Below are 21086 nucleotides of genomic sequence, written 5' to 3'. Positions count from 1 at the left end.
CGAGGCGAGTTGCGCGATCCCGGCGTCAGCCCGCGGTGGCCTGCCGCTCGGACCACGACTGCACGCCCGACAGGTTGACAGCGCCGCCGTCGAGGACGGCCCGGTAGGCGGCGCGGGCCATCCGCTCGCCCCACTGCGAGCGCGGGCCGGCGTAGTCCGCCGCCGGACCGGTGCGCGGGCAGAGCACGGCGACCGCGTCGGTCGCGGTGCCGGTGGCGGCCAGGCCCAGCTCGCGGATCGCCTGCGTCTTGGCCTCGGTGAGGGTGGCGACCGCGTTCACCAGGGCGCCGTCGCTGAGCCGCCGCGGCACCCAGGCCACGATGTTGACCGTGCCGGCGTGCGGCGCGCGCGGTCCGTCGGCGGCCGCGGCCTGGATCGGCGCGCCGAGGCCGACCGTTGCCCAGAGCCGCACCCCGCCGTCCTCGGTCGCCACCACGTCGGCGACGTCGACGCCGGTGAGCAGGCCGACGCCGGGACCGGACAGCCCGAGCCCGGCGGCGATCTCGCGCAGGTGCGCGGCCGGGTCGCCCCGGTCGTACGACATCGGCACGCTCGCGTTGACCAGCCACCCGCAGGGCCCGATCCCGCCGCCGAGCACCGCCGACGAGATCGCGATCACCGGCTCGGGCAGGCGCCAGACCAGCAGCGGAATATCGTGTCCGCCCTCGGCACGGTGGGTAAGGTCGGGTTCGGTGATCACTCACCGACCCTAACGGCGCGACAATCGTCGATGCCTTGACAGGCGGCCGGGTCTGCGCTGGGCTGGTGGGGATCGGCGCGGGGGCCGGCCCGTGCCGCGCCAGCGGATCGCGGAGGCCGACGATGGCTGCATCCACCACCAGATCGAGGCGGCTGTTCACCGCCGCCGTCGCCGCCTGCGGCGCCGCGCTGCTCGCACTCACCGGCCCGGCCGTCGCCGCCGGTGAGCGGCCGGCCTCCTGGACCGGCACCTGGAGCACGGGGGTGACCGGCGCGGCGACCCCGCCGGTGCCGGCGGTCACGTTCGAGGACCAGACCCTGCGCCAGATCGTGCACGTCAGCATCGCGGGCCGGTCGCTGCGGGTGCGCCTGTCCAACGAGTACGGCACCGAGCCGCTCGTGATCGGCGAGGCGCGCGTCGCCCGGCGCGCCGCCGGTGCGGAGACCGTCGCCGGCACGGACCGCCCGCTCACCTTCGGCGGGCGCTCCTCGGTGCGCGTCCCGCCCGGCGCGCCCGCGCTCAGCGACACCGTGACGCTCGCCGTACCCGCCGGATCCGACCTGGTGGTGAGCGTCTACCTGCCGGTGCGGACCGCCGCCGCGACCCAGCACGGGTCCGCCTTCCAGACCAACTACCTCGCCGCGGGCAACGTCACCCGCGCCCGCACCCTGACCGGCGCCACGACCTCGACGTCCTGGTACTTCCTCTCCGGCGTCAGCGTCGCCACCCCGCGCCGGGCGGCCTCCGTCGTGGCGTTCGGTGACTCCATCACCGACGGCGCGATCACCACGGTCGACGCCAACCACCGCTGGCCGGACCTGTTGGCCGGCCGGCTGGGCAACCGGGACCTCGGGGTGCTCAACAAGGGCATCGGCGGCAACCGCCTGCTGTACGACGGCAACACCCTCGCCGATGGCCCGTTCGCCGGCATCGGGCCGATCTTCGGCGACAGCGCGCTGCGGCGCTTCGACCGCGACGTGCTCGCCCAGCCCGGCGCCCGCTACGTGATCGTGCTGCTCGGCATCAACGACATCGGGCAGCCGGGTTCGATCGCGCCGCCGTCGGAGGCGGTGACCGTCGACGATCTGATCTTCGGGTACCGGCAGCTGATCGCCCGCGCGCACGAGCGCGGACTGCTGATCTTCGGCGCCACCATGACGCCGTTCCAGGACACCACCATCCCCGGCTACTACAGCGAGGCCGGCGAGGCCAAGCGGGTCGCGGCCAACCGGTGGATCCGCACCAGCGGCGAGTACGACGGCGTCATCGACTTCGACCGGGCCGTGCGGGATCCGGCGCAGCCGGCGCGCATGCTCGCGGCGTACGACAGCGGCGATCATCTGCACCCCAACGACGCGGGCATGGCCGCGATGGCCGGCGCGATCCCGCTGCGACTCTTCGACGGCCGTTGATAAGCGGTTCGCGGAACCATATGTTCGAGGCATGTCGCCGCACGCGGCTCGTCCGGAATTCCGCCTCGACGAGGCGGTAGCCGACGTCTACGGCGACCTGCGGCTGGCGCCCGTGCTGCGGCGCCTGCTGCGGCACACCAGCCGGCTGACCGGCTCGGTCGCGGGCAGCGTCTCCCTCATCGACGCCGACCGGGGCTGCTACGTCAAGGTCGCCGAGTACGGCGCCTCCTGCCGGCTCGGCCACTCGTTCCCGCTGGACGAGGGCGCGACCGGGCGCGCGTTCGGCAGCCGCCGACCGGTGGTGATCCCGGACTACGGGCAGCTGCGGGCCGGCCACCTGGCCGCGGCGCACCCGGCACGCCACGGCCCGGCCGCCGCGGTGCCGATCTGGTGGCGCGGCGAGGTGATCGCGGTCAGCGTCGCGTTCGCACCGGCGGCCGGCACGCTCTCGCCGCGCGGCGTCGACGAGCTGGAGGCGCTGACCCAGTCCGCGGCCGCGGCGATCGTCGAGTCCGGCCGGCGCGATCCGTCGCTGGCCGCGCTGATCCGGCGCCGCTTCGCCGGCGCCGCCGACGGCCCGGTCGCCCACGCGGTGGTCACCGAGGCCGGCGTGGTCCGCCCGGTCTCCCCCGAGGTGGCCCGGGTCGCCGCGGACCTGGTGGCCGGCGCGGGCCGGGCGGCGGCGCGGCGGCGGCCGTACCCGCGCCTGCACGTCGCGATCGTCTACCGCCCGCACGGCCTGCGGGTGCTGGTGCAGGACGAGACGACCGGCTCGGTGGCGGCCTCCGGCGCGGATCCGCTCGGCATGGGCACCGGCACGTGGGACGAGCTGGTGCGCCTGGCCGGCGGCGGCATCACCGTCGAGCAGGTGCACGGCTGGGGCGTGCTGGTGCGCGCCGACCTGCCGTACTCGGTGGGCGCGCCGCACGCCCGGTCCGGGCCGGCGCCGTTCACCCCGCGGGAGGCCGAGGTGCTGGAGCTGCTGCGGCAGGGGCTGACCTACCGCGAGATGGCGAGCCGGCTCGTGCTGTCCGCGAAGACCGTGGAGAAGCACGTCGGCGCGATCATGCGTAAGACCGGAGCCTCCAACCGTACGGCCGCGGTCGTCACCGCCCTGGGCAACGACTGGCTGTGATGGGGAACCTTCCCCATACCGGCGACCGCGGTCGGAGGTCTTGACTGGCGGCATGCCCGTCGTCGCCATGAAGGAGATCCTCGATCGCGCGCTGGCCGAGCGGTACGGGGTCGCCGCCATCAACATCGTCAACGACCTCACCATCGAGGCCGTGCTCGCCGCCGCGGAGCAGGAGCGGGCGCCGGTCATCCTCCAGACGTCGGTGAAGACGGTCGACATGTACGGCCGGCGCCGGCTGCACGACATCTTCCAGGCGCTGGCCCGCGACGCGTCGATCCCGGTGACGCTCCACCTGGACCACTGCCCGAAGCGCTCGGTCATCACCGACTGCCTGCGCGGCGGCTGGAACTCGGTGCTGTTCGACGCGCACGAGCTCGACGTGGCGGAGAACCTGCGGCAGACCACCGAGGTGGTGGCCGAGGCCCGCGCGGCCGGCGCGCACGTCGAGGGGGAGATCGAGGGGATACAGGGCGTCGAGGACGACCTCGGCTCCGACGAGGCCCCGGCCGTGCATAGCCTGGAGGTCGCGGTCGACTTCATCGAGCGCACCGGCGTCGACTGCTTCGCACCGGCGATCGGCAACGCGCACGGCCGGTACAAGCAGGCACCGGTGCTGGACGCGCAGCGGGTCAGCGACCTGGTCGCCGCCACCGGAGTCCCGATGGCGCTGCACGGCGGGACCGGGCTGTCCGACGAGCAGTTCACCGACCTGATCGCCCGGGGCTGCGCGAAGGTCAACATCTCGACGGCGCTCAAGGAGACCTACCTGAAGTCGAGTCTCGAGCTGCTGCGCGAGGCGGGCGAGCGGGACCGGTGGGACCCGCCGTCGCTGTTCCGGCACCAGCGTGCGGCGGTCGTGGACATGGCGCGCCGGCACATCCGCCTGTTCGGCGGGTCGGGACGCGCGTGGTGACCGCCCTGGTGTTCGACTGCGACGGCGTGCTCGCCGACACCGAGCGGCACGGCCACCTGCCGGCGTTCAACGCCACGTTCGAGCGGTTCGGGTTGCCCGCGCGCTGGAGCGAGGACGAGTACGCCGCCAAGCTGCGGATCGGCGGCGGCAAGGAGCGGATGGCGAGCCTGTTCGAGGATCCGGCGTTCGCCGCGGCCGTCGGCGACGCCGACCGGGCCGAGCTGTTGCTCACCTGGCACCGGGCGAAGACCGCGGAGTTCCGGCGGCTGGTGGAGCAGGGCCGTATCCCGGCCCGGCCGGGCATAGCCCGGATCATTCCCGCGGCGCTGGACGACGGATGGACGGTCGCGGTGGCGTCGACGTCGGCCGAGGAATCGGTACGCGCGGTGCTGGAGCACGCGGTGGGCCCGCACGCCGCCGCGCGGATCCCGGTGTTCGCCGGCGACGTGGTGCCGGCCAAGAAGCCGGATCCCGCGATCTACCGGCTGACGGCCGACCGGCTGGGCCTGCACCCCCGGGACACGCTGGTGATCGAGGACTCCCGCAACGGGCTGCTCGCCGCGACCGGCGCCGGGTTCCGCTGCCTGGTGACGGTCAACGGCTACACCCGGCACGAGGAGTTCGGCGAGGCGGCGCTGGTCGTCTCGGAGCTCGGCGATCCGGGCCGGCCCCGGGTCGAGGTGCTGGCGAACCGGAGCGGGGCGCGGCCGGGTGCCTATCTGACGCTGGGCGATCTGCGTGCCTGTATGGGAGGAGGACCGGGATGATCGGAAACGCGCTGCCGGGCGCCGAGCTGGTGGTCCGGACGATCGCCGAGACCGCGATCGAGAACGAGAAGTACTTCGGCGACCTCGACGCCGTGGTCGGCGACGGCGATCTCGGCTACTCGCTGGCGCGCGGGTTCGAGAAGCTTCTCGACGGCTGGGACGCGATCGACCGCAGCGACGCCGGCACGTTCCTGAAGCGGGCCGGGATGATCCTCGCGTCCCGGATCGGCGGCACGTCCGGGCCGCTCTGGGGCACCGCCTTCCTGCGCGCCGGAGCCGCCGCGGGAACCGCCGCGGACCTGACCGGCGCGCAGGTGGTCGCGATGGTCCGCGCGGCCGTCGAGGGGATCAAGGCACGCGGGCAGTCGGACGTCGGCGACAAGACGCTGCTGGACGCCCTCGTGCCGCTGGCCGACCGGCTCGAGCGGGAGTTCGCCGCCGGCGCGGGCCCGGGCGACGCGCTGCGGGCGGCCGCCGTAACCACCCGGGAGGCGGCCGAGGCGACGAGCGGGATGGTCGCGAAGCGGGGACGCGCGGCGTACACCGGCGAGCGGAGCAGGGGCTCGGTCGACGCCGGCGCCACCGCGGTGGCGGTCATCGTCGAGCGGATCAGTGAGACCTGGCAGAGACAAGGAGCGACGTCGTGAAGAAGTTCGTCAACGATCCCAAGAACTACGTGGCGGAGATGCTCGAGGGCGTCGCCCTGGCCAATCCGGGCCGCCTCAGGTACGTACCGGAGTACAACCTGATCATGCGCACCGACGCGCCCCGGGAGGACAAGGTCTCCATCGTCCAGGGCTCGGGCTCCGGCCACGAACCGGCGCACGTCATGGCGGTCGGCCGCGGCATGCTCGACGCGGCCTGCCCGGGCGACGTGTTCGCGGCCCCGCCGATGGACTACGTGTACGAGACCGCGAAGCTGCTCGCCTCGCCGAAGGGCGTGCTGCTGCTGGTGAACAACTACACCGGCGACCGGATGGCGTTCGACATGGGCAGGGAGATGGCCGAGGCGGACGGCGTGACCGCGGAGATCCTGACCATCAACGACGACGTGGCCGTGCAGGACTCCACCTACACGGTCGGGCGGCGCGGCGTGGCCGGCAACTTCTTCGTCATCAAGGCCGTCGGCGCCGCCTCCGAGCAGGGCGCGGACATGGCCGAGGTGCTGCGGATCGGACGCAAGGTCAACGACGTCACCCGCACCATGGGCGTCGCGCTGACCGCCTGCACGCCGCCCGCGAAGGGCTCGCCGCTGTTCGAGCTCGGCGGCGACGAGATCGAGTTCGGGGTCGGCATCCACGGCGAGCCGGGCCGGGAGCGACGCAAGATCAAGGATGCGGACGCGATCCTCGACGACATGCTGGAGGCCGTGGCCGGCGACCTGCCGTACGAGTCCGGCGACCGGGTCGCCCTGATGATCAACGGCCTGGGCGGCACGCCGATCAGCGAGCTGTACATCCTCTACCGGCATGCGCACCGGCGGCTGGCCGACCGCGGCATCACCGTCGGGCGCAGCTACGTCAACGAGTACTGCACGTCGCTCGACATGGCCGGCGCCTCGCTGACGCTGGTGCGGCTGGACGACGAGATCGACGGCCTGCTGGGTGCGCCCGCCGAGGTGGCCGCGCGGGTCTTCTGACCGCCGCCGCCGGAGACCGGGCCGGTTGCCGCCGGCCCGGTCTCCATAGAGGCCCGTCTCTGGACTACCGCGGCCGCACGACGTATGGTCCTACCCATTCGTGGGAGCGCTCCCACCCGTAAGGAGGATCCGATGCGCCGGGCCGTGCAGGCATTGGTAATCGGCGGCGTGCTGCTCCCGGCGGCCGCCTGCGGCATCGCCACGGGCCCGACGACCGCGGCGCCGGTCGGCGCCCCGGCCGCGACCAGCGCCGCGGCGCCCGCCGCCGACGGCTCGATCCGGTCCTCGTGCGAGGCCCTCGGCCAGGTGTACGGCAAGAACCTGGCCCCGTTCGCCGAGGCGCTCACCGACCTGGTGGCCGCGCGGCAGAAGGCCGGCTCCGACAAGGAGCCCCGAGCGGAGGTGCGGCGGTCGCTCACCGAGTTCGCGTCCGCCATCCGGGCGGCGACCAGCGCCAGCACCGACCCCCAACTCCGGGCCGACGGCGAGCGGACCGCCGAGCAGATTCAGGCCAAGGCCGACGACGCCGGCTTCGTCGGCGCGGTCAAGACCAGTGAGGACGTGAACACGGTGCTCGGCCCGACGCTGAAGCAGTGGCTGTCCCCGGTCGCACAGCACTGCTCCTGATTTGACTGGCGCTGTAGCTGGTCTTGAGGTCGACGGCGCACAGTAACCACATGAACACCGAGCCGCTCACCTCCACCGCCGAACAGGTGCTCCGTAGCGTGCTCGACCACCGTGCCATCCAACTCGCCTTCCAACCCGTCGTCCAACTCCACGACGGCCTGGTCCGCGGCTACGAAGCCCTCGCCCGCTTCGACCACCAACACTTCACCAGCCCCGTACACGCCTTCGCCGCCGCCAACGCCGCCGGCCTCGGCGTCGACCTCGAACTCCTCGCCGCCCAAACCGCCTTCCAACGCCTCGACGACATGCCACCCGGCGCCTGGCTCAGCATCAACCTCTCCGTCGAAGCCATCACCACCCCCGCCGTCACCACCCTGCTCCTCGCACACGCACACCGCGGCATCACCATCGAACTCACCGAACACACCCAAGTCACCGACTACCACGCCCTCAACCAGATCACCGACACACTCCGCACCGCCGGCATCCTCATCGCCGTCGACGACGCCGGCGCCGGCTACGCCAGCCTCAGCCACGTACTGCAACTCCGCCCCGACATCATCAAACTCGACATCACCCTCGTCCGAGACATCGACACCGACCCCATCCGCACCGCCCTCGCCCGCGCCCTGGCCACCTTCGCCCGCGAAACCGGCGCCATGCTCATCGCCGAAGGCATCGAAACCCACGCCGAACACGAAAAACTCCGCTCACTCGGCATCGAACTCGGCCAGGGCTACTACATGGCCCGCCCCGGACCACTACCCAGCCGCCACATCGAACCCCTGCTGTAAACGGCCGTCCATAGGGGAGACTGGGCCATGGCGTCCCCTCCCCCAGGCCACCGCCGGGCGGTGAACGGGCTGGCATTCAGCCCCGACGGCCGGCTGCTGGCCTCGTGCGGCAACGACCGGACCGCCATCCTGTGGAGCGTCGCCGACCCGGAGCACCCGGCGCGGATCACCGCCCTGCGCGGCCACCGCCGCGCGGTGCGCGCGGTCGCGTTCAGCCCGGACGGACGAATACTGGCGACCGGCGGCGGCGACCGGAGAGTCCTGCTGTGGAGCCTCGCCGATCCGGCCTGCCTGGCCACCCTCGCACACGACCGGCCCGGCTGGCTCGGCCGTGACGTGCGGCAGGAGGCCGGCGTCAACGCGGTCGCGTTCAGCCCGGACGGCCGGCTGCTGGCCTGCGGCAGCGACCGGACCGTGCATCTCTGGGATGTCAGCGACCCGGCGCGGCCCGTGCGGCGTGCGGCGACGGCACGGTGGTCGGGGCCGGTCAAGGCGGTGGGTTTCGCACCGGACGGGCGGCTGCTGGCCACCGGCGCCGGCGATCCGGAGAACACCGGCATCCTCTGGGACGTCACCGATCCGGCCCATCCGGTACGGATGAGCACGCTCGTGCCGTTCGTCCGGAGCCGGGCGACGACCGCGTTCTTCGCCGGCACGCCCTCGATCAACGCGGTGGCGTTCAGCCCGGACGGACGCCTGCTGGCCACCGCCGACGGGGACTTCGGCGTCGCCGGCGGCACCGGCGGGTCCTGGCGCAAGGGCAGCGCCTCGCTCTGGGACGTCACCGACCCGGCCGCCGGGATCCGCACGGCGACGCCGGCACCGGGCGCCGGCGCGGGTCAGGTCCTCTCGGTGGCCTTCAGCCCGGACGGCCGGTCGCTCGCCTACGCCGGCGAGGCCGCAGACCTCATCGTCTGCGACCTCACCGATCCGGTACGCCCGTCCGTCGCCGCCACCCTCACCGGGCACCGCGGCGCCGTACGGGCGGTGGCGTTCAGCCCCGACGGGCGGTGGCTGGCGTCCGGTGGCATCGACCGGACGGTCCGGTTGTGGGCCGTCGTCAGCGGCCGAAGCGGCCGAACTTGACCCGGCCGCGGTCGAAGATCTTCGCCAGCTTCACCTGGTCGCCGGGCTTCGGCGCGTGCCACACCTTGCCCTTACCGGCGTAGACGCCGACGTGGTAGGCGTGCCCGCCGCGGACCCAGAAGACCAGGTCGCCGGGGCGCAGGCTCTTGCCGGAGATCCGCCGGGCCTGGTGGTACTGGCTGTTGGCGGTGCGCGCGATCTTCAGGTCCGCCCGGCGGTACGTGTATCTGGTCAGCCCGGAGCAGTCGAACGACCGGGGCCCGATCGAGCCCATCCGGTAGGGCTTGCCCTTCTGCGCCTTCGCGAACGCGACGATCCGCAGCCCGCGGGCCCGGGCGGCCGCGTTCAGCCGGGCGTTCTTGGCGGCACGGGCCTTCGCGGCCGCCGCGGCGGTGGCACGAGCCGGTGGCTTCGTGGCGGCCACCGCCTCGGAGGCGCGGGGTGCGGCCGTCGCGGCCGTCGGCCGCACGGACACGCCGATGGTGGCCACGAGGGCCGCGGTCAGTCCGAAGTGAGTGAGGCGGGGCAGGATGGTCTCAAGGCGGTAGGACACTAACGATCCTTGTCCTTCAACCCACGTGCGAGGTCAGCTGTTGTCTGACCCAACCTCGCTCCCGCCCATCGAAGTCGCTGATAGGAGTCAGTCTTCTCTGACGCTCTCGACGGGCGGGACTCCGTGGCCGAGAGCGGCTTCCCAGATTCGGGAGGCGCACCCATATGCATCGGCACGAACGCCGCCGTCGTCAGCCCGGCCCCGAGCCACCGCAGCCACACGGTTCACTAACCCGACGACCGGTCGGGTTGCGGGCGGGACACCGACCGCCCGCACTACCCAAAAACGGGTATCCAGGGCGCGCCGCCGGTGGTTCTTGTCACGACGAAACTGCGATGATGGCGGCGTCCCTCTGGGCGGTTTCGTCATCTTCGAGGGCGGCAGGAGGTTTGTGATGACCGCGCCCGGCGCCGAATTCGACGAGATCTACCGCGCCACCGCCGCCTCGGGCGGGCCGCCGTGGGACATCGGCGGGCCGCAGCCCGCGCTCGCGGCCGCGCTCGACGGCCATGTGAAGGGCCCGAGGGTGCTCGACGTCGGCTGCGGCACGGGCGATCTCGCGCTCACCCTGGCCCGCCGCGGCTACGACGTGACGGCGGTCGACGTCTCGCCGGTGGCGATCGGCGTGGCCCGCGCCAAGGCGGCCGCCGCGGGCCTGCCGGTGCACTTCGAGGTCCAGGACGCCACGCGGCTGTCCCTGCCGCCGGCCTCGTTCGACTCGGTCTTCGACTCCGGCCTGCTGCACATCCTCCACCGCCGCGCCGACGGCGCGGCGGACGACTACCTCGCGCTGCTGCCGCGCCTCGCGGCGCCGGGCGCGACGGTCTTCGTGCTCGCGGTGTCCATTGAGGCGGGTCACGGCTGGGGCGTGACCGAGGAGTACCTGCGCGCACGCTTCGCCGGACCGGACTGGACGACCACGAGGATCGAGAGCATCGACGTGGCCGCCGAGACGGCCGGCGGGCCGCTCACCCTGCGCGGCTTCCTGCTCCGCACGGTCCGCACGGCCGACGCCGCGCCGTGACGCCCGCGGCGATGCGGGTCAGTCGGCCGCGGGGCGGCGGGTCAGCACCTGTGGGCCGGAGGCCGTGATGGCGACCGTGTGTTCGGAGTGGGCGGTGCGGGAGCCGTCGGCGGAGCGGATCGTCCAGCCGTCGCCGTCGAACCTGATCGCGTCGGTGGAGCGGCAGAACCACGGCTCGACGGCGATGGTGAGGCCCGGGTCGAGCCTCATGCCGCGGCGGGCCCGGCCGGTGTTGGGTACGTGCGGGGCCTCATGCATGGTGCGGCCGATGCCGTGCCCGCCGAACTCGGTGTTGACCCCGTAGCCGTAGGAGTGCGCGACCTCGCCGATCGCCGCGGAGATGTCGCCGAGGCGGCCGCCGGGCTGGGCGGCGGCGATGCCGGCCTCCAGCGCGACCTCGGTCGCCTCGATCAGCTTCAGGTCGGCCGGGTCGGGCGTGCCGACGACGACGGAGAGCGCGGAGTCGGCGACCCACCCGTCGATGCCGGCCGCCATGTCGACGCTGAGAAGGTCACCGTCGCGCAACACGTAGTCGTGCGGCAGCCCGTGCAGCACCGCGTCGTTCACCGACAGGCACAGCACGTTGCGGAACGGGCCGCGGCCGAACGCGGGGGCGTAGTCCCAGTAGCAGGACTCGGCACCGCGCTCCTTGATCCGGCGGCGGGCGTGATGCTCGAGGTCCATCAGGTTGACGCCGACCTCGGCGACATCGCCCAGCTCGGCGAGCAACTCGCCGACGAACCGGCCGGCCACCGCCATCCGGCCGATCTCCTCGGCGGACTTGAGCTCGATCACGACGGTCTCCCCCTCCGGCTACCGTCATTTTTATACCGGTATTCCCGCGCGCCATCGTCAGGGGCTCGCCGGTCGTGACCGCGGTCTCCCGGTGGGTCAGCCGTTGCCCTCCAGGATCTCGCGGAGCGAGGCGAGCATCCGGAAGATCTCGAGGCGGCCGTCGAGGAAACCGATCCGGTAGTCCGCGCCGGTCTCCGGGTGCTTCGCCCGCGCCGCGTCCCGGCTGCCGGCAAGGGCGTCCTCGCGCCCCGCGCCGTACGCCGCCAGCGCGTCCTCCATCGCCGTTTCCCATCCCGTCACGGGCCGGCGTCGCGCCGGCCGCGCGACAATCTCGCACGTCGCGGCGGCGCGCGGCACCGGCCGTCCATCCGACCCCGGCCCGCCCGATCCGCCAGCAGGTAAACATTGTGTGACCATGCGCATACATCCGCGTGACGTGCCTGCACACCGGGGTATCGATCTCACCCAATGGAACTGTGACGAGTTAGAGAGATCATAGTCAATCAACTATGACGGTCGGTCCACTTAGTATCAGGCCCATGGAACGGGACCCCGGCGCGCTGACTCCGGATCAGCTGCTCACCACGACACGCGCCGTGCGCCGGCGGCTGGACATCACCCGGCCGGTGGAGCTCGACGTCGTCAAGGACTGCCTGCGCATCGCGCTGCAGGCGCCCTCCGGCGGCAACGCGCAGCCGTGGCGGTGGGTGGTCGTCACCGATCCGGCACAGCGGGCGGCCGTCGGGCACTGGCACACCCGCGCCTGGCGGGAGCGTTTCCTGCCGCGGCAGGAGGAATATCCCGCCGCCATGGTGGCGAGCGCCGGTCATCTCGCCCGGCACATCGCCGACGTACCCGTGCTGGTGATCCCCTGCCTCGAGCTCGAGTCCGCCGCGCTGCCCGAGGGCAGCCAGGCCAGCCTCTGGGGTTCGCTGCTGCCCGCCGCCTGGAGCTACATGCTCGCCGCCCGGTCCCGGGGTCTCGGCACCGCCTGGACCACCGTGCACCTCGCCTACGAGCGGGAGGTGGCCGAGGTGCTGGGGCTGCCGGACAACGTGCGCCAGGGCGCCCTGATCCCGACCGCGTACGCGGTCGGCAGCGAGTTCCGGCCGGCCCGGCGGCTGCCCCTCGAAGAGGTGCTGCACGTCGACCGCTGGTCCTGACCACCAAACCACATGAACGGGAGGTACCGGGCAATGAGACAGGGCAGTTCAGCGACCGCGCTGCGGAAACACGAACCACCGGAACTGACGACCCGCCTGCACATCGACCAGAACGATCCGTTCTTCTTCGACCACCCGCTCGACCACGTTCCCGGCATGCTGCTCGTCTGCGGCGCGGTCGGCCTGGTGCGCGCGGGCGCCGGCGGGGAGTCCGGCGACCGGTGCCGGGCCGCGATGACGTTCCGGAGCATCTGCGAACTCGATCCGGCTCCCGTGGTGCTGGTCTCCGGCGGCGAGCGCGGCCGGATCGCGGTCACCCAGGGCCCCGTGACCGTCGCCGACGGCTGGTTCGAGTTCTCCGCCGACGACGACCTGCCCGCGCGCGGGTCCCGGACCGACCCGGGCCGGCGGGCACCGGCGAACGCGGCCCTGGTGCACCGGTCCCGCGACGAGAACATCATGATCGGCGCGCCCGAGCAGGGCGACGGGCACGTCACCGCCGCGGTGCTGCCGCCGTCGGACGGGCACGCCCTCGCCGGGCGCCGACCCGGCGCGCACGCGGTCGAGTACCTCATCGAGGCCGGCCGGCAGTTCTCGACCTGGCTGCCGCACCGGCTCGGCGAGTGGCCGCTGGACGCGCACATGCTGTGGATCGGGGTGACCGCGGACCTGCCCATGCGCCTGCCGCGCTCGCTGCCGGTCGCACTGCGGTGGCAGCAGGCGCCGATCGAGGGCGACAAGGCCAAGTTCCACTTCGACCTGATCGCCGCCGACGGCCGGGGCCCGGTGCTCGGCTCGCTCCGCTTCGCCAGCAAGATGCTCGGCCCGGACGAGTACGCCCGGTTCCGCGGCGACATCGGGGGCGAGCGATGAACCAGCGCCTTGTCGTCGCGGGCCTGCGTGCCCTGCTGCCGGTCACCGTCGCCGCGTTCGTCGTCGCGATCGGCGTGCACGCCGCGCAGGCGAGCCGGCCGCCGCACCTGGTCGCGGCCGTGCTCTGCGGCGCCTATCTGCTGTGGATCCTGGTCGAGAGCCGGATCACGGTACGCCAACCGTCGGAGGCGCCCGCCGAGAACCACACCCTTCTCCCGTACGCGCTGAGCCGGGCCGGCGTCGGCGTCTCGGCCGCGCTCTGGCCGCTGCGGTGGGACCGGCTGTCGGCGTGGATGGTGCTGCCGATCGCGCTGTTCGCCGGCGCCGTCGCGCTGCGGCTGGTCGCCATCAGGACGCTGGGCCGCTTCTACTCCCATCACGTCGTCCGCTACTCGGACCACTCGATCGTGAGCACGGGGCCGTACCGGTTCGTGCGGCACCCCGCGTACACCGGGATGCTCCTGGCGAACGCCGGGTTCGTGGCCTACTTCGCCAATCCGCTCAGCGTGCTGCTGCTCGCCGCGCTGTGCACCGTGGTGGTCTGGCGGATCGGCGTCGAGGAGCAGGTGCTGCTCGGCGTTCCCGGCTACCGCGCCTACGCCGGCGGCCGCGCCCGCCTGATGCCCGGGGTGTGGTGAGGATGCGGCTCGTACTGGACGGACCGGGACTGTCCGACCCGACCCTGGTCGGCCACAAGTTCGCCCGGCAGGACCGGATGCGCCGCGCCGGGATGCCGGTGCCCCGCTTCCTCTGCCTCACCGGCGAGGCGTTCGCGGAGCTGACGCCCGCCGCCACGCCGTTGCCCGGGCCGCACGCGGACACCAGCGCGCTCATCGCCTGGGCGGGCGTCAACCGGGACCGGGTCCGCGGCGGCGGGCTGCCCGCCGGGCTCGCGGAACAGGTGCTGGCCGGGTTCGACGCGATCGCCGGCGAGGACGGCCTGGTCGCCGTCCGGGCCTGCGTGGTGGCGGCCGCCGACGGCACCGGCGAGGACGGCGCCGACGACCCGTTCGCCGGGCTGTCGGACAGCTACCTCTACGTCGGCCGCCACGCCGTACCGGCCCGCATCGTGGACTGCTGGGCCTCCGCCTACAACCCCGAGGCGGTCCTGTACCGGGTGCGGCGCGGGCTGGACCCGGCCGCCGTCCGGGTCGCGGTCGGCGTGCAGCGGATGGTGCTCGGCACGCGGTCGTTCGTCGCGTTCACCCGCGACCCGCGCACCGGCGCCGACCGGCGGGTGATCGCCGCCGCGCACGGCATCGGCGAGGGGATCGTGCAGGAGAAGGCCGACATCGACCACTTCTTCGTGGACGGCGCGACGGGCGCGATCGAGGTCGACGCCGTCGCCAAGACCACGATGGTCGGCCTGGATCCGGAACGGCCCGGCGACGGGCCGGTCCCGCTGCCCGTGCCCGCCGACCGGGCGCAGGCGCCGGTGCTCAGCTCCGCGGAGGTGCGCGAGGTGTGCGCGCTGGCGGTCGCGGCGCAGGAGCTCTTCGACGGGCCGCAGGACGTCGAGGGCACCATCACCGCGGACGGGACGATCCACCTGGTGCAGGCGAGGCCGGTGGTGCTGGATCACCGGCCGGACGGCGCGGAGGTGCCGTGGACCAACCACAACCTCACCGAGAGCTTCCCCGGGCTGACCAGCGCGCTGACCTACTCGCAGGCGTGCGTCTTCTACCAGGCGGGCTTCACCGACTTCTACCGGCGCATGGGTGTGCCCGAGGAGTCGCTGCGCCGCGACCGGCACCACCTGAGCCGCATGATCGGCTACCTGGACGGCCGGGTGTACTACCGGCTGGACGCGTGGTTCGCCCTGCACGGCCGGATACCCGGGTTCGACCTGATGCGCCCGCTGTGGGAGCGCTCGCTCGGTCTCACCGAGCGCACCGGCATGCACGCCGCGCCCGGCGGGCGGCCGTGGCTGCGCGTACTGCGTGCGGCGCCGCGGCTCGCGCTGCTGCTGGCCCGCCAGCCGCGCGACACCCGTTCGTTCCTGCGCTGGTGGGACCGGTTCGTCGCGGACTCGGCGGCGCTCGACGGCCGCTCGGCGGACGAGCTGATCGCCGGCTACCGGCACATGTGGGCCGAGGCCGAGCGGCGCTGGGGCGTCACGATGGTGAACAGCTACTTCGGGCTGGCCGTCATGGCGCTCGCGAGCGTGCTGCTGACCCGCTGGACGCGCGCCGGCGCGGCGCTGCTGCCGCAGCTCGTGTCCGGCGGCCGGGCCAACCGGACGCTTCAGTCGGTCCGGTCGGCGATCGCCCTGGCTGAGCTGGTCAACGCGGCCCCGGCGCTGCGCCGGGCGGTGCTGGAGCGGCCCGAGCCGGAGGCCTGGGACGACATCGCGGCCGGACGGCACGGCGCCGAGGTCGCCGGCGCGTTCGCCCGGCACCTGGCCCGCTTCGGCGACCGCGCGCCGCACGACCTGAAGCTGGAGGCGGTCACGCCCCGGCAGCGGCCCTGGATGATCCTGTCCACGCTGCGGCCGTTCGTCACGCAAGGGCTGACCGTGGCCGGCAGCGTCGCCGACGAGCGGCGGGCCGCCGAGCAGGCGCGGCGCACGCTGCGCGAGACCTGCCCGAACCCGGCGCGCCGGGCGGTCATCGGCGTCCTCGTCGCGTGGCTGCGGTTCTTCGTGCGGGCCCGGGAGGACACCCGGTTCTGCCGGAGCCAGCTCTACGGGATCTCCCGCGACGTGTTCTGGCGCCTGGCCGAGCGGCTGGTCGCCGCGGGGATGCTGGACGAGGCCGGCGACGTGGCGCACCTGCGGGTCGAGGAGGTGCTCGGCGCGTTCGACGGCACCCTGCCCGACGCGAGCCTGCGGGACCTGGTGGCACGCCGCCGTGCCGAGTCGGCCGCGGCACAGCGGCTGCCGGGCCTGCCCGCGTACTTCACCACGCCGGGCGGGGCGCCCGTCGGGGTCGGGCCGGTGCCGTGGCGCGACCCCGGCACCGCCGTTGCCGCCGCCGACGACGACGGCGTCCTGCGCGGGCTGGCCTCGAGCAGCGGCCGGGTCCGCGGCCGGGCCCGGGTGCTGACCGACGCCGCGGTGCCGCCGGAGACCTGCGCCGACCGGATCCTCGTCGCCCGGGAGACCGACCCCGGCTGGCTGCCGCTGATGATGGTGGCCCGCGGGATGGTCGTCGAGCGCGGCAGCCTCGTGTCGCACACCGCGATCACCGGCCGGCTGCTGGGCATACCCACCGTGGTCGCGGTCGCCGGTGCCGCCGCCCTGATCCCGGACGGCGCGCCCGTGGAGATCGACGGCGGTACCGGAACGGTCCGCCTGCTGTCCGAAGCCGAATTCGAAGCACCTGTGGAGTAGCCGTGCGCGTGGAGAACCTGCACCTGGCAGGACTGGGCAGCTATGTACCCGAACCGTTCCCGGCCGGGCGGGCGGTCGCGGAGGGCCGGTACGACGAGGAGGACTGGAAGAACAGCGGCTGGACCGGCGCCGCGGTGGCGGGGAACATCTCGGCGCCCGAGATGGCGGTCGTGGCGGCGAACGAGGCGCTGGACCGCTCGGGCCACGACCGGGACGACATCGGCCTGCTGCTGCACGCCTCGGTCGGCGACCAGGGGCCGGACGGCTGGTCGCCGCACCACTACATCGTGCGGCACACCGTCGGCGGCACCATCCCGGCCATGGAGGTCCGGCAGGGCTGCAACGGCGTGCTGGCGAGCATGGAGCTCGCGCACGGCTACCTGTGCGCCGACCCGGGCCGGGTCGCCGCCCTCGTCACCGGCGCCGACAACTTCGGCGTGGCGCGGTTCGACCGGTGGCGCTACTCCTCCGGCACGAACACGAACCGGGGCTCGATCATCGGCGACGCGGCGAGCGCCGTCGTGCTGTCCACCCGGGACGGCTTCGCCCGGGTCCGGGCGATGAACTCGGCGTCGCTGCCCGAGCTGGAGGAGATGAACCGCCCCGACGGTCCGCTGTTCCCGCCGGCGCTCACCTTCGACCGGCCGGTGGACGTGGCCGCCCGGATGACCGGCTTCACCCGTCGGTTCCCGGCGGCGGCGGCCGCGGCCAAGAGGTCGCTGTCCGACGCCCGCACCGAGCTCGCCCTGCGCACCATCGCCGAGGCCGGCATCACGCCCGCGGACATCGTCCGGAGTACCCACGTGTTCTCCGGTGGCGAGGGATACATCCGCAGCGTCCTCCAGCCGATCGGCATCGACCCGGCCCGGGGCATGCTCGAGCTCGGGCGCGGCCTGGGCCATCTGTCGGTAAGCGATCACCTGGTCGCCCTGGCCCACCTCGTGCGGACCCTGCACGTCGGCCCGGGCGACCACGTCCTGATGATCAGTAACGGGGTGGGTGTATCCCTCGCGGCCGCGGTCGTCGAGATCACCGCCGTGCCCGCATGGGCCACCGGAACCCCCGAGGCCTACCGGGAGACGGTATGAACGTCCAGCGCTGGATAGGCGACCTCGAGTCCGGCTGGCGCGACCGCGATCCCGCGGCGATCGCCGCGCTGTTCACCGAGGACGCCGCGTACCACCAGGGGCCGTTCGGGTCCCCGCACGTCGGCACGGAGGCGATCGCCGCGCACTGGACGGCGACGCTGTCGCGCCAGAAGGATCCGGTCATCTGGTTCGGCGCGCCGGCCGTGTGCGCCGACCGCGCCACGGTCGAGTGGTGGTGCGTCCTGCACGACCCCGCAACCGGTGCGCCGCGGACCGCCGCGGGCTGCCTGGTGCTGCGGTTCGCGGACGACGGCCGCTGCGCCGAGTTCCGCGAGTACTGGCAATCCGCGCCGGAGAGCGCGCTGGAGCCGGCGGCGGGGTGGATCCGGTGAGCGTGCGATCCGATCAGGCGGCACCGGAGCCCGGCGTCTGCCCGCACTTTCCGTTCGCCGATCGCCCCGGCATCAGCCTCGCGCCGGAGTACGCCGGCCTGTTCGCCGACGAGCCGCTCGTCCCCGTGCAACTGCCCAACGGACGGCAGGCGCTGCTGGTCACCAGGTACTCCGACGTGAAGACCGTGCTGGCCGACCCGAGGTTCAGCCGGGAGGCCTGGCGCAACGGCACCCTCTTCGCCCGGGACAACAGCGCGCTCGCCCTGGTCACCAGCGACGCGCCGACGCATACCCGGCGGCGGCGCGCGGTGCAGCACTGGTTCACGAACCGCAGCGCGGAACGAGCCCGGCCCCGCGTCGCCGCCATCGCGGCGCGGCTGGTGAACGACATCGCGGCGTCGGACTCGACGGTGGACCTGATCAGCGCCTTCACCACTCCCCTGCCGTACCAGGTGATCTGCGAGCTGCTCGGGATACCCGTCGACGACCTGGACCTGCTGCTGCCGCGCGTGACGGTGATGATGTCGGCGGGGCGTTTCCCCGCCGACGAGGTCGCGGCCGCTCACCAGGCCATGTACGAGTATTTCTTCGGCCAGCTGGCGGCGCGCGAGCGGGCGGTCGCCGCGGGCGAGGCGGGCGACGACCTGCTCACCGGCCTGCTGACGGCGCCCGAGGAGTCCCGGCTCAGTACCCAGGAGATCGCGGTCTTCGGCTTCGGCCTGTTGATGGCCGGCGGCGAGACGACCGCGTCGCACCTGGCGATGTGCGTGCTGCAACTGCTCCGCAGGCCAACGTTGGCCGAGTCGCTGCGCCGGGACCCGGCGGCGATCCCCGCGTTCATCGAGGAGATGCTGCGCTGGGTGTGGTTCGCCGGCACCGGTGGGCAGCCGCACGTCGTCGTCGCGGAGGTGGAACTCGCCGGCACGGTCATCGGCGCGGGCCAGGTCGTCGTACCCCTCACCGACGCGGCGAACCGGGATCCCGAGGTCTTCGCCGGCGCCGAGGAGTTCCGCACCGACCGCACGCCGAATCCGCATCTTGGGCTGGGCCACGGCCGGCACATGTGCCTCGGCGCCGCGCACGCCCGCGTGGAGCTGCAGGAGGGCGTGGCGGCGATCCTGCCGCATCTGGGCCGGATGGAGCTCGCGGTCGACGAGTCGGACCTGGACTGGCGCGACGGGATGTTCATCCGCGGACTGTGGACACTGCCGGTGCGCCCGTGCTGAGGCGCTGGGCCCGCTTCGTCGCCGGCAGCTACCCTCCGCTGCCCTCGCTGCTCTTCGCCGTGGCCTGGGCCTACGGCGTCACGGGCCTCTTCGCCGCCGTCGACCCGCGCACGTCGCACTGGCGGCCGGACGCCGGGACCGCCGTCGCCGCGCTGACCCTCGCCGTCGACCTGCTGCTCATGCGGGCGCTGGACGACATCCGGGACCTCGACTACGACCGCCGGTTCAACCCCGGCCGCCCCCTGGCCGCCGGGGCCGTGCGGACGGGCGACCTGATCATCCTGTACGCGGTCGGCTCGGCGCTGCTGCTGATCCTCAACGCGGGCGCCCCGGCGGCGATGGCGGTGCTCGCCGCGCAGCTCGGCTACGGCGTGCTGGTCGTGGCCGTCCATCTCCGGCTGCGCTGGCCCTCCGGCGACGACCTGCTGCTCAGCCTGCTGGTGAGCTTCCCGGCGCAGCTGCTGCTGCACCTGTACCTGTACGCCGGCTACCTGCACGGCACGGGCCTGGCGCCGGACCGGAACTCACTGCTCGCGATCGGCATCGTCGTGCTCGCCTCGGTCCATCTCGAACTCGCCAAGAAGATCACCCGGGCGCCAGGGCCGGGCGAGCGCACCTATGTCGACGTCTTCGGGCTCGCCGGCACGACGGCCGTCGCGCTGATCGCCCCGGTGGTCTCGACCGCGCTGCTGCTCCCGCCGGCGCTGCGCTCGGGCGGTGCCTGGGCGCTCGTGGCCGTCGTACCCCTGGCGCTGCCCGCCGTCGCCGGGTGGCGCTTCTTCCGCACCGCGGCGCCCCGATGGTCCGCCGCCGCGCCCGCGCTGTACCTTCTGCTGACGTTCACCGGCTACTTCCTGCTCGGCCTCGCGCCATGACGTGACCGCACGAGGTGTTGCCGCCGCCGCCGCGGAGGCACAGGATCGAAGGCATCGGAGGGAGCGCCGTGCGGAAGTCTGACACCCGGGCCCGGATCGTCGCCAGCGCCGGCGTGCTGCTGCGCCGGCACGGATATCACGCCACCGGGCTGGCACAGATCATCGCGCACAGCGGCGCGCCCCGCGGGTCGGTCTACTTCCTCTTCCCGGGCGGGAAGGAGCAGCTGGCCGTCGCCGCGGTCAACGAGTGGACCGCCGAGTTCGAACGGCGCATCCGCGCCCTGCACGCCGCGCACGACACCGCCCGCGGGTGGGTGGAGGCGATGGCCGACGAGTTCATCGGCGAGCTGCGCGCCTCCGGCTACACCGAGGGCCTGCCGATCACCATCATCACGCTGGACTCGGTGCCGGCCTCGGCGGCACTGACCGTCGCCTGCCGCAGCGCGTACGACACCTGGCTCACCGCGCTGACCGAGGGGCTGGTGGCGCACGGCGCGCTCGCCGAGCACGCGGAGCGGCTGGCCAAGCTGATGCTGGCCAGCCTGGAGGGCGCGGCGGTGCTCTGCCGGGCGTACCAGTCGACGGCGCCGCTGGAGCAGATAGTTCCGTTCGTGTTGGAGCAGTTGCCGACCGGCGCGGGCGAGCCGCGATATACGGGCTGAATCAGAAGGATCTTCGCAAAAGTGGCAAGAT

At 73.5% G+C, this 21086-nt stretch carries 23 protein-coding genes; 19 read left to right on the top strand and 4 right to left on the bottom strand.

What is annotated here, in order from left to right; all coding sequences use genetic code 11:
• Nucleotides 1-25: 25 nt before the first annotated feature.
• Nucleotides 26-700 carry an adenosylcobinamide amidohydrolase gene (locus tag BJ971_RS13020; RefSeq protein ID WP_184992888.1) on the bottom strand — a complete coding sequence of 225 codons (675 nt, stop codon included), beginning with the start codon at nt 698-700 and terminating at the stop codon, nt 26-28.
• A 122-nt stretch (nt 701-822) separates the two neighbouring features.
• On the opposite strand from BJ971_RS13020, the gene BJ971_RS13015 reads away from it, so the two are divergent.
• The 9 genes from BJ971_RS13015 to BJ971_RS12975 all read left to right on the top strand — a co-directional run bounded on the left by BJ971_RS13015 (nt 823) and on the right by BJ971_RS12975 (nt 9073).
• Nucleotides 823-2112: an SGNH/GDSL hydrolase family protein gene (locus tag BJ971_RS13015; RefSeq protein ID WP_184992886.1), complete on the top strand. Its 1290-nt coding sequence runs from the start codon at nt 823-825 to the stop codon at nt 2110-2112.
• Nucleotides 2113-2143: 31 nt separating this feature from the next.
• On the top strand, nt 2144-3247 hold the full coding sequence (locus tag BJ971_RS13010) for a LuxR C-terminal-related transcriptional regulator (RefSeq protein ID WP_184992884.1): 1104 nt from the start codon (nt 2144-2146) through the stop codon (nt 3245-3247).
• Nucleotides 3248-3299: 52 nt separating this feature from the next.
• Nucleotides 3300-4160: a class II fructose-bisphosphate aldolase gene (locus tag BJ971_RS13005; RefSeq protein ID WP_184992882.1), complete on the top strand. Its 861-nt coding sequence runs from the start codon at nt 3300-3302 to the stop codon at nt 4158-4160.
• Nucleotides 4157-4927: an HAD-IA family hydrolase gene (locus tag BJ971_RS13000; RefSeq protein WP_184992880.1), complete on the top strand. Its 771-nt coding sequence runs from the start codon at nt 4157-4159 to the stop codon at nt 4925-4927. The genes BJ971_RS13005 and BJ971_RS13000 overlap by 4 nt, the downstream gene beginning before the upstream one ends.
• Nucleotides 4924-5574: a dihydroxyacetone kinase subunit DhaL gene (gene dhaL / locus BJ971_RS12995; protein WP_184992878.1), complete on the top strand. Its 651-nt coding sequence runs from the start codon at nt 4924-4926 to the stop codon at nt 5572-5574. Before BJ971_RS13000 ends, dhaL begins: the two co-directional genes overlap by 4 nt.
• Nucleotides 5571-6566, top strand: a complete 996-nt coding sequence (dhaK, locus tag BJ971_RS12990; protein WP_184992876.1) for a dihydroxyacetone kinase subunit DhaK — start codon at nt 5571-5573, stop codon at nt 6564-6566. The genes dhaL and dhaK overlap by 4 nt, the downstream gene beginning before the upstream one ends.
• Before the next feature lie 132 nt (nt 6567-6698).
• Complete coding sequence (locus BJ971_RS12985; RefSeq protein WP_184992874.1) at nt 6699-7193, top strand: hypothetical protein; 495 nt, start codon at nt 6699-6701, stop codon at nt 7191-7193.
• Between the two features lie 50 nt (nt 7194-7243).
• Nucleotides 7244-7987, top strand: a complete 744-nt coding sequence (locus BJ971_RS12980; RefSeq protein ID WP_184992872.1) for an EAL domain-containing protein — start codon at nt 7244-7246, stop codon at nt 7985-7987.
• Nucleotides 7988-8014: 27 nt separating this feature from the next.
• Nucleotides 8015-9073, top strand: coding sequence for a WD40 repeat domain-containing protein (locus BJ971_RS12975; RefSeq protein ID WP_184992870.1), 1059 nt, complete (start codon nt 8015-8017; stop codon nt 9071-9073).
• On the opposite strand, the gene BJ971_RS42085 is transcribed toward BJ971_RS12975, so the two are convergent.
• Nucleotides 9048-9626, bottom strand: a complete 579-nt coding sequence (locus tag BJ971_RS42085; protein ID WP_203709077.1) for a C40 family peptidase — start codon at nt 9624-9626, stop codon at nt 9048-9050. The two genes, BJ971_RS12975 and BJ971_RS42085, sit on opposite strands and share 26 nt — an antisense overlap.
• Nucleotides 9627-10020: 394 nt before the next feature.
• Between BJ971_RS42085 and BJ971_RS12965 the strand changes: the two genes are divergently transcribed.
• Nucleotides 10021-10650 (top strand): class I SAM-dependent methyltransferase, encoded by a 630-nt coding sequence (locus tag BJ971_RS12965; protein WP_184992868.1) that lies wholly within the window; start codon nt 10021-10023, stop codon nt 10648-10650.
• An 18-nt stretch (nt 10651-10668) separates the two neighbouring features.
• Here the strand turns inward: BJ971_RS12965 and map are convergent, their stop codons facing one another.
• Complete coding sequence (map, locus tag BJ971_RS12960; protein WP_184992866.1) at nt 10669-11445, bottom strand: type I methionyl aminopeptidase; 777 nt, start codon at nt 11443-11445, stop codon at nt 10669-10671.
• A gap of 96 nt (nt 11446-11541) precedes the next feature.
• Complete coding sequence (locus BJ971_RS12955) at nt 11542-11724, bottom strand: hypothetical protein (protein ID WP_184992864.1); 183 nt, start codon at nt 11722-11724, stop codon at nt 11542-11544.
• 260 nt (nt 11725-11984) lie between these two features.
• On the opposite strand from BJ971_RS12955, the gene BJ971_RS12950 reads away from it, so the two are divergent.
• The 9 genes from BJ971_RS12950 (at nt 11985) to BJ971_RS12910 (ending at nt 21055) form a co-directional block, all read left to right on the top strand.
• Complete coding sequence (locus tag BJ971_RS12950; protein WP_184992862.1) at nt 11985-12608, top strand: nitroreductase family protein; 624 nt, start codon at nt 11985-11987, stop codon at nt 12606-12608.
• A 33-nt stretch (nt 12609-12641) separates the two neighbouring features.
• Entirely contained in the window at nt 12642-13481 is an 840-nt protein-coding gene (locus tag BJ971_RS12945; protein ID WP_203709076.1) for an AfsA-related hotdog domain-containing protein, read from the top strand.
• On the top strand, nt 13478-14119 hold the full coding sequence (locus BJ971_RS12940) for a methyltransferase family protein (RefSeq protein WP_184992859.1): 642 nt from the start codon (nt 13478-13480) through the stop codon (nt 14117-14119). The genes BJ971_RS12945 and BJ971_RS12940 overlap by 4 nt, the downstream gene beginning before the upstream one ends.
• 2 nt (nt 14120-14121) lie before the next feature.
• Nucleotides 14122-16812 (top strand): PEP/pyruvate-binding domain-containing protein, encoded by a 2691-nt coding sequence (locus BJ971_RS12935; protein WP_184992857.1) that lies wholly within the window; start codon nt 14122-14124, stop codon nt 16810-16812.
• Nucleotides 16813-16814: 2 nt separating this feature from the next.
• A complete protein-coding gene (locus BJ971_RS12930; protein WP_184992854.1) occupies nt 16815-17900 on the top strand; it encodes a ketoacyl-ACP synthase III family protein in 1086 nt (361 codons plus the stop codon).
• Nucleotides 17897-18292 (top strand): nuclear transport factor 2 family protein, encoded by a 396-nt coding sequence (locus BJ971_RS12925; RefSeq protein ID WP_184992852.1) that lies wholly within the window; start codon nt 17897-17899, stop codon nt 18290-18292. Before BJ971_RS12930 ends, BJ971_RS12925 begins: the two co-directional genes overlap by 4 nt.
• Nucleotides 18289-19518, top strand: a complete 1230-nt coding sequence (locus BJ971_RS42080) for a cytochrome P450 (protein ID WP_184992850.1) — start codon at nt 18289-18291, stop codon at nt 19516-19518. Before BJ971_RS12925 ends, BJ971_RS42080 begins: the two co-directional genes overlap by 4 nt.
• The gene (locus BJ971_RS12915) at nt 19512-20393 is read left to right on the top strand and encodes a UbiA prenyltransferase family protein (RefSeq protein WP_184992848.1); all 882 of its coding nucleotides are present in this window, start codon (nt 19512-19514) and stop codon (nt 20391-20393) included. The genes BJ971_RS42080 and BJ971_RS12915 overlap by 7 nt, the downstream gene beginning before the upstream one ends.
• 68 nt (nt 20394-20461) lie before the next feature.
• Nucleotides 20462-21055, top strand: coding sequence for a TetR/AcrR family transcriptional regulator (locus BJ971_RS12910; protein WP_184992846.1), 594 nt, complete (start codon nt 20462-20464; stop codon nt 21053-21055).
• The last annotated feature ends 31 nt before the right edge of the window (nt 21056-21086 follow it).

Origin of the sequence: Amorphoplanes digitatis, from assembly GCF_014205335.1 — a bacterium.
Classification (GTDB): Bacteria; Actinomycetota; Actinomycetes; order Mycobacteriales; family Micromonosporaceae; genus Actinoplanes; species Actinoplanes digitatus.
The sequence above is the reverse complement of the archived record's forward strand: the minus strand, read 5'-3'. Positions and strand labels throughout refer to the sequence as shown.

What these genes read in the sequence shown, in the direction of transcription:
- BJ971_RS12935 (WP_184992857.1), top strand. Translation starts at nt 14,122, where the DNA reads ATGCGGCTCGTACTGGACGGACCGGGACTGTCCGACCCGACCCTGGTC.
- BJ971_RS13010 (WP_184992884.1), top strand. Translation starts at nt 2,144, where the DNA reads ATGTCGCCGCACGCGGCTCGTCCGGAATTCCGCCTCGACGAGGCGGTA.
- BJ971_RS12980 (WP_184992872.1), top strand. Translation starts at nt 7,244, where the DNA reads ATGAACACCGAGCCGCTCACCTCCACCGCCGAACAGGTGCTCCGTAGC.
- BJ971_RS12975 (WP_184992870.1), top strand. Translation starts at nt 8,015, where the DNA reads ATGGCGTCCCCTCCCCCAGGCCACCGCCGGGCGGTGAACGGGCTGGCA.
- BJ971_RS12940 (WP_184992859.1), top strand. Translation starts at nt 13,478, where the DNA reads ATGAACCAGCGCCTTGTCGTCGCGGGCCTGCGTGCCCTGCTGCCGGTC.
- BJ971_RS13015 (WP_184992886.1), top strand. Translation starts at nt 823, where the DNA reads ATGGCTGCATCCACCACCAGATCGAGGCGGCTGTTCACCGCCGCCGTC.
- BJ971_RS12985 (WP_184992874.1), top strand. Translation starts at nt 6,699, where the DNA reads ATGCGCCGGGCCGTGCAGGCATTGGTAATCGGCGGCGTGCTGCTCCCG.
- dhaL (WP_184992878.1), top strand. Translation starts at nt 4,924, where the DNA reads ATGATCGGAAACGCGCTGCCGGGCGCCGAGCTGGTGGTCCGGACGATC.
- BJ971_RS12925 (WP_184992852.1), top strand. Translation starts at nt 17,897, where the DNA reads ATGAACGTCCAGCGCTGGATAGGCGACCTCGAGTCCGGCTGGCGCGAC.
- BJ971_RS13005 (WP_184992882.1), top strand. Translation starts at nt 3,300, where the DNA reads ATGCCCGTCGTCGCCATGAAGGAGATCCTCGATCGCGCGCTGGCCGAG.
- BJ971_RS12945 (WP_203709076.1), top strand. Translation starts at nt 12,642, where the DNA reads ATGAGACAGGGCAGTTCAGCGACCGCGCTGCGGAAACACGAACCACCG.
- BJ971_RS12965 (WP_184992868.1), top strand. Translation starts at nt 10,021, where the DNA reads ATGACCGCGCCCGGCGCCGAATTCGACGAGATCTACCGCGCCACCGCC.
- BJ971_RS12955 (WP_184992864.1), bottom strand. Translation starts at nt 11,724, where the DNA reads ATGGAGGACGCGCTGGCGGCGTACGGCGCGGGGCGCGAGGACGCCCTT.
- BJ971_RS12950 (WP_184992862.1), top strand. Translation starts at nt 11,985, where the DNA reads ATGGAACGGGACCCCGGCGCGCTGACTCCGGATCAGCTGCTCACCACG.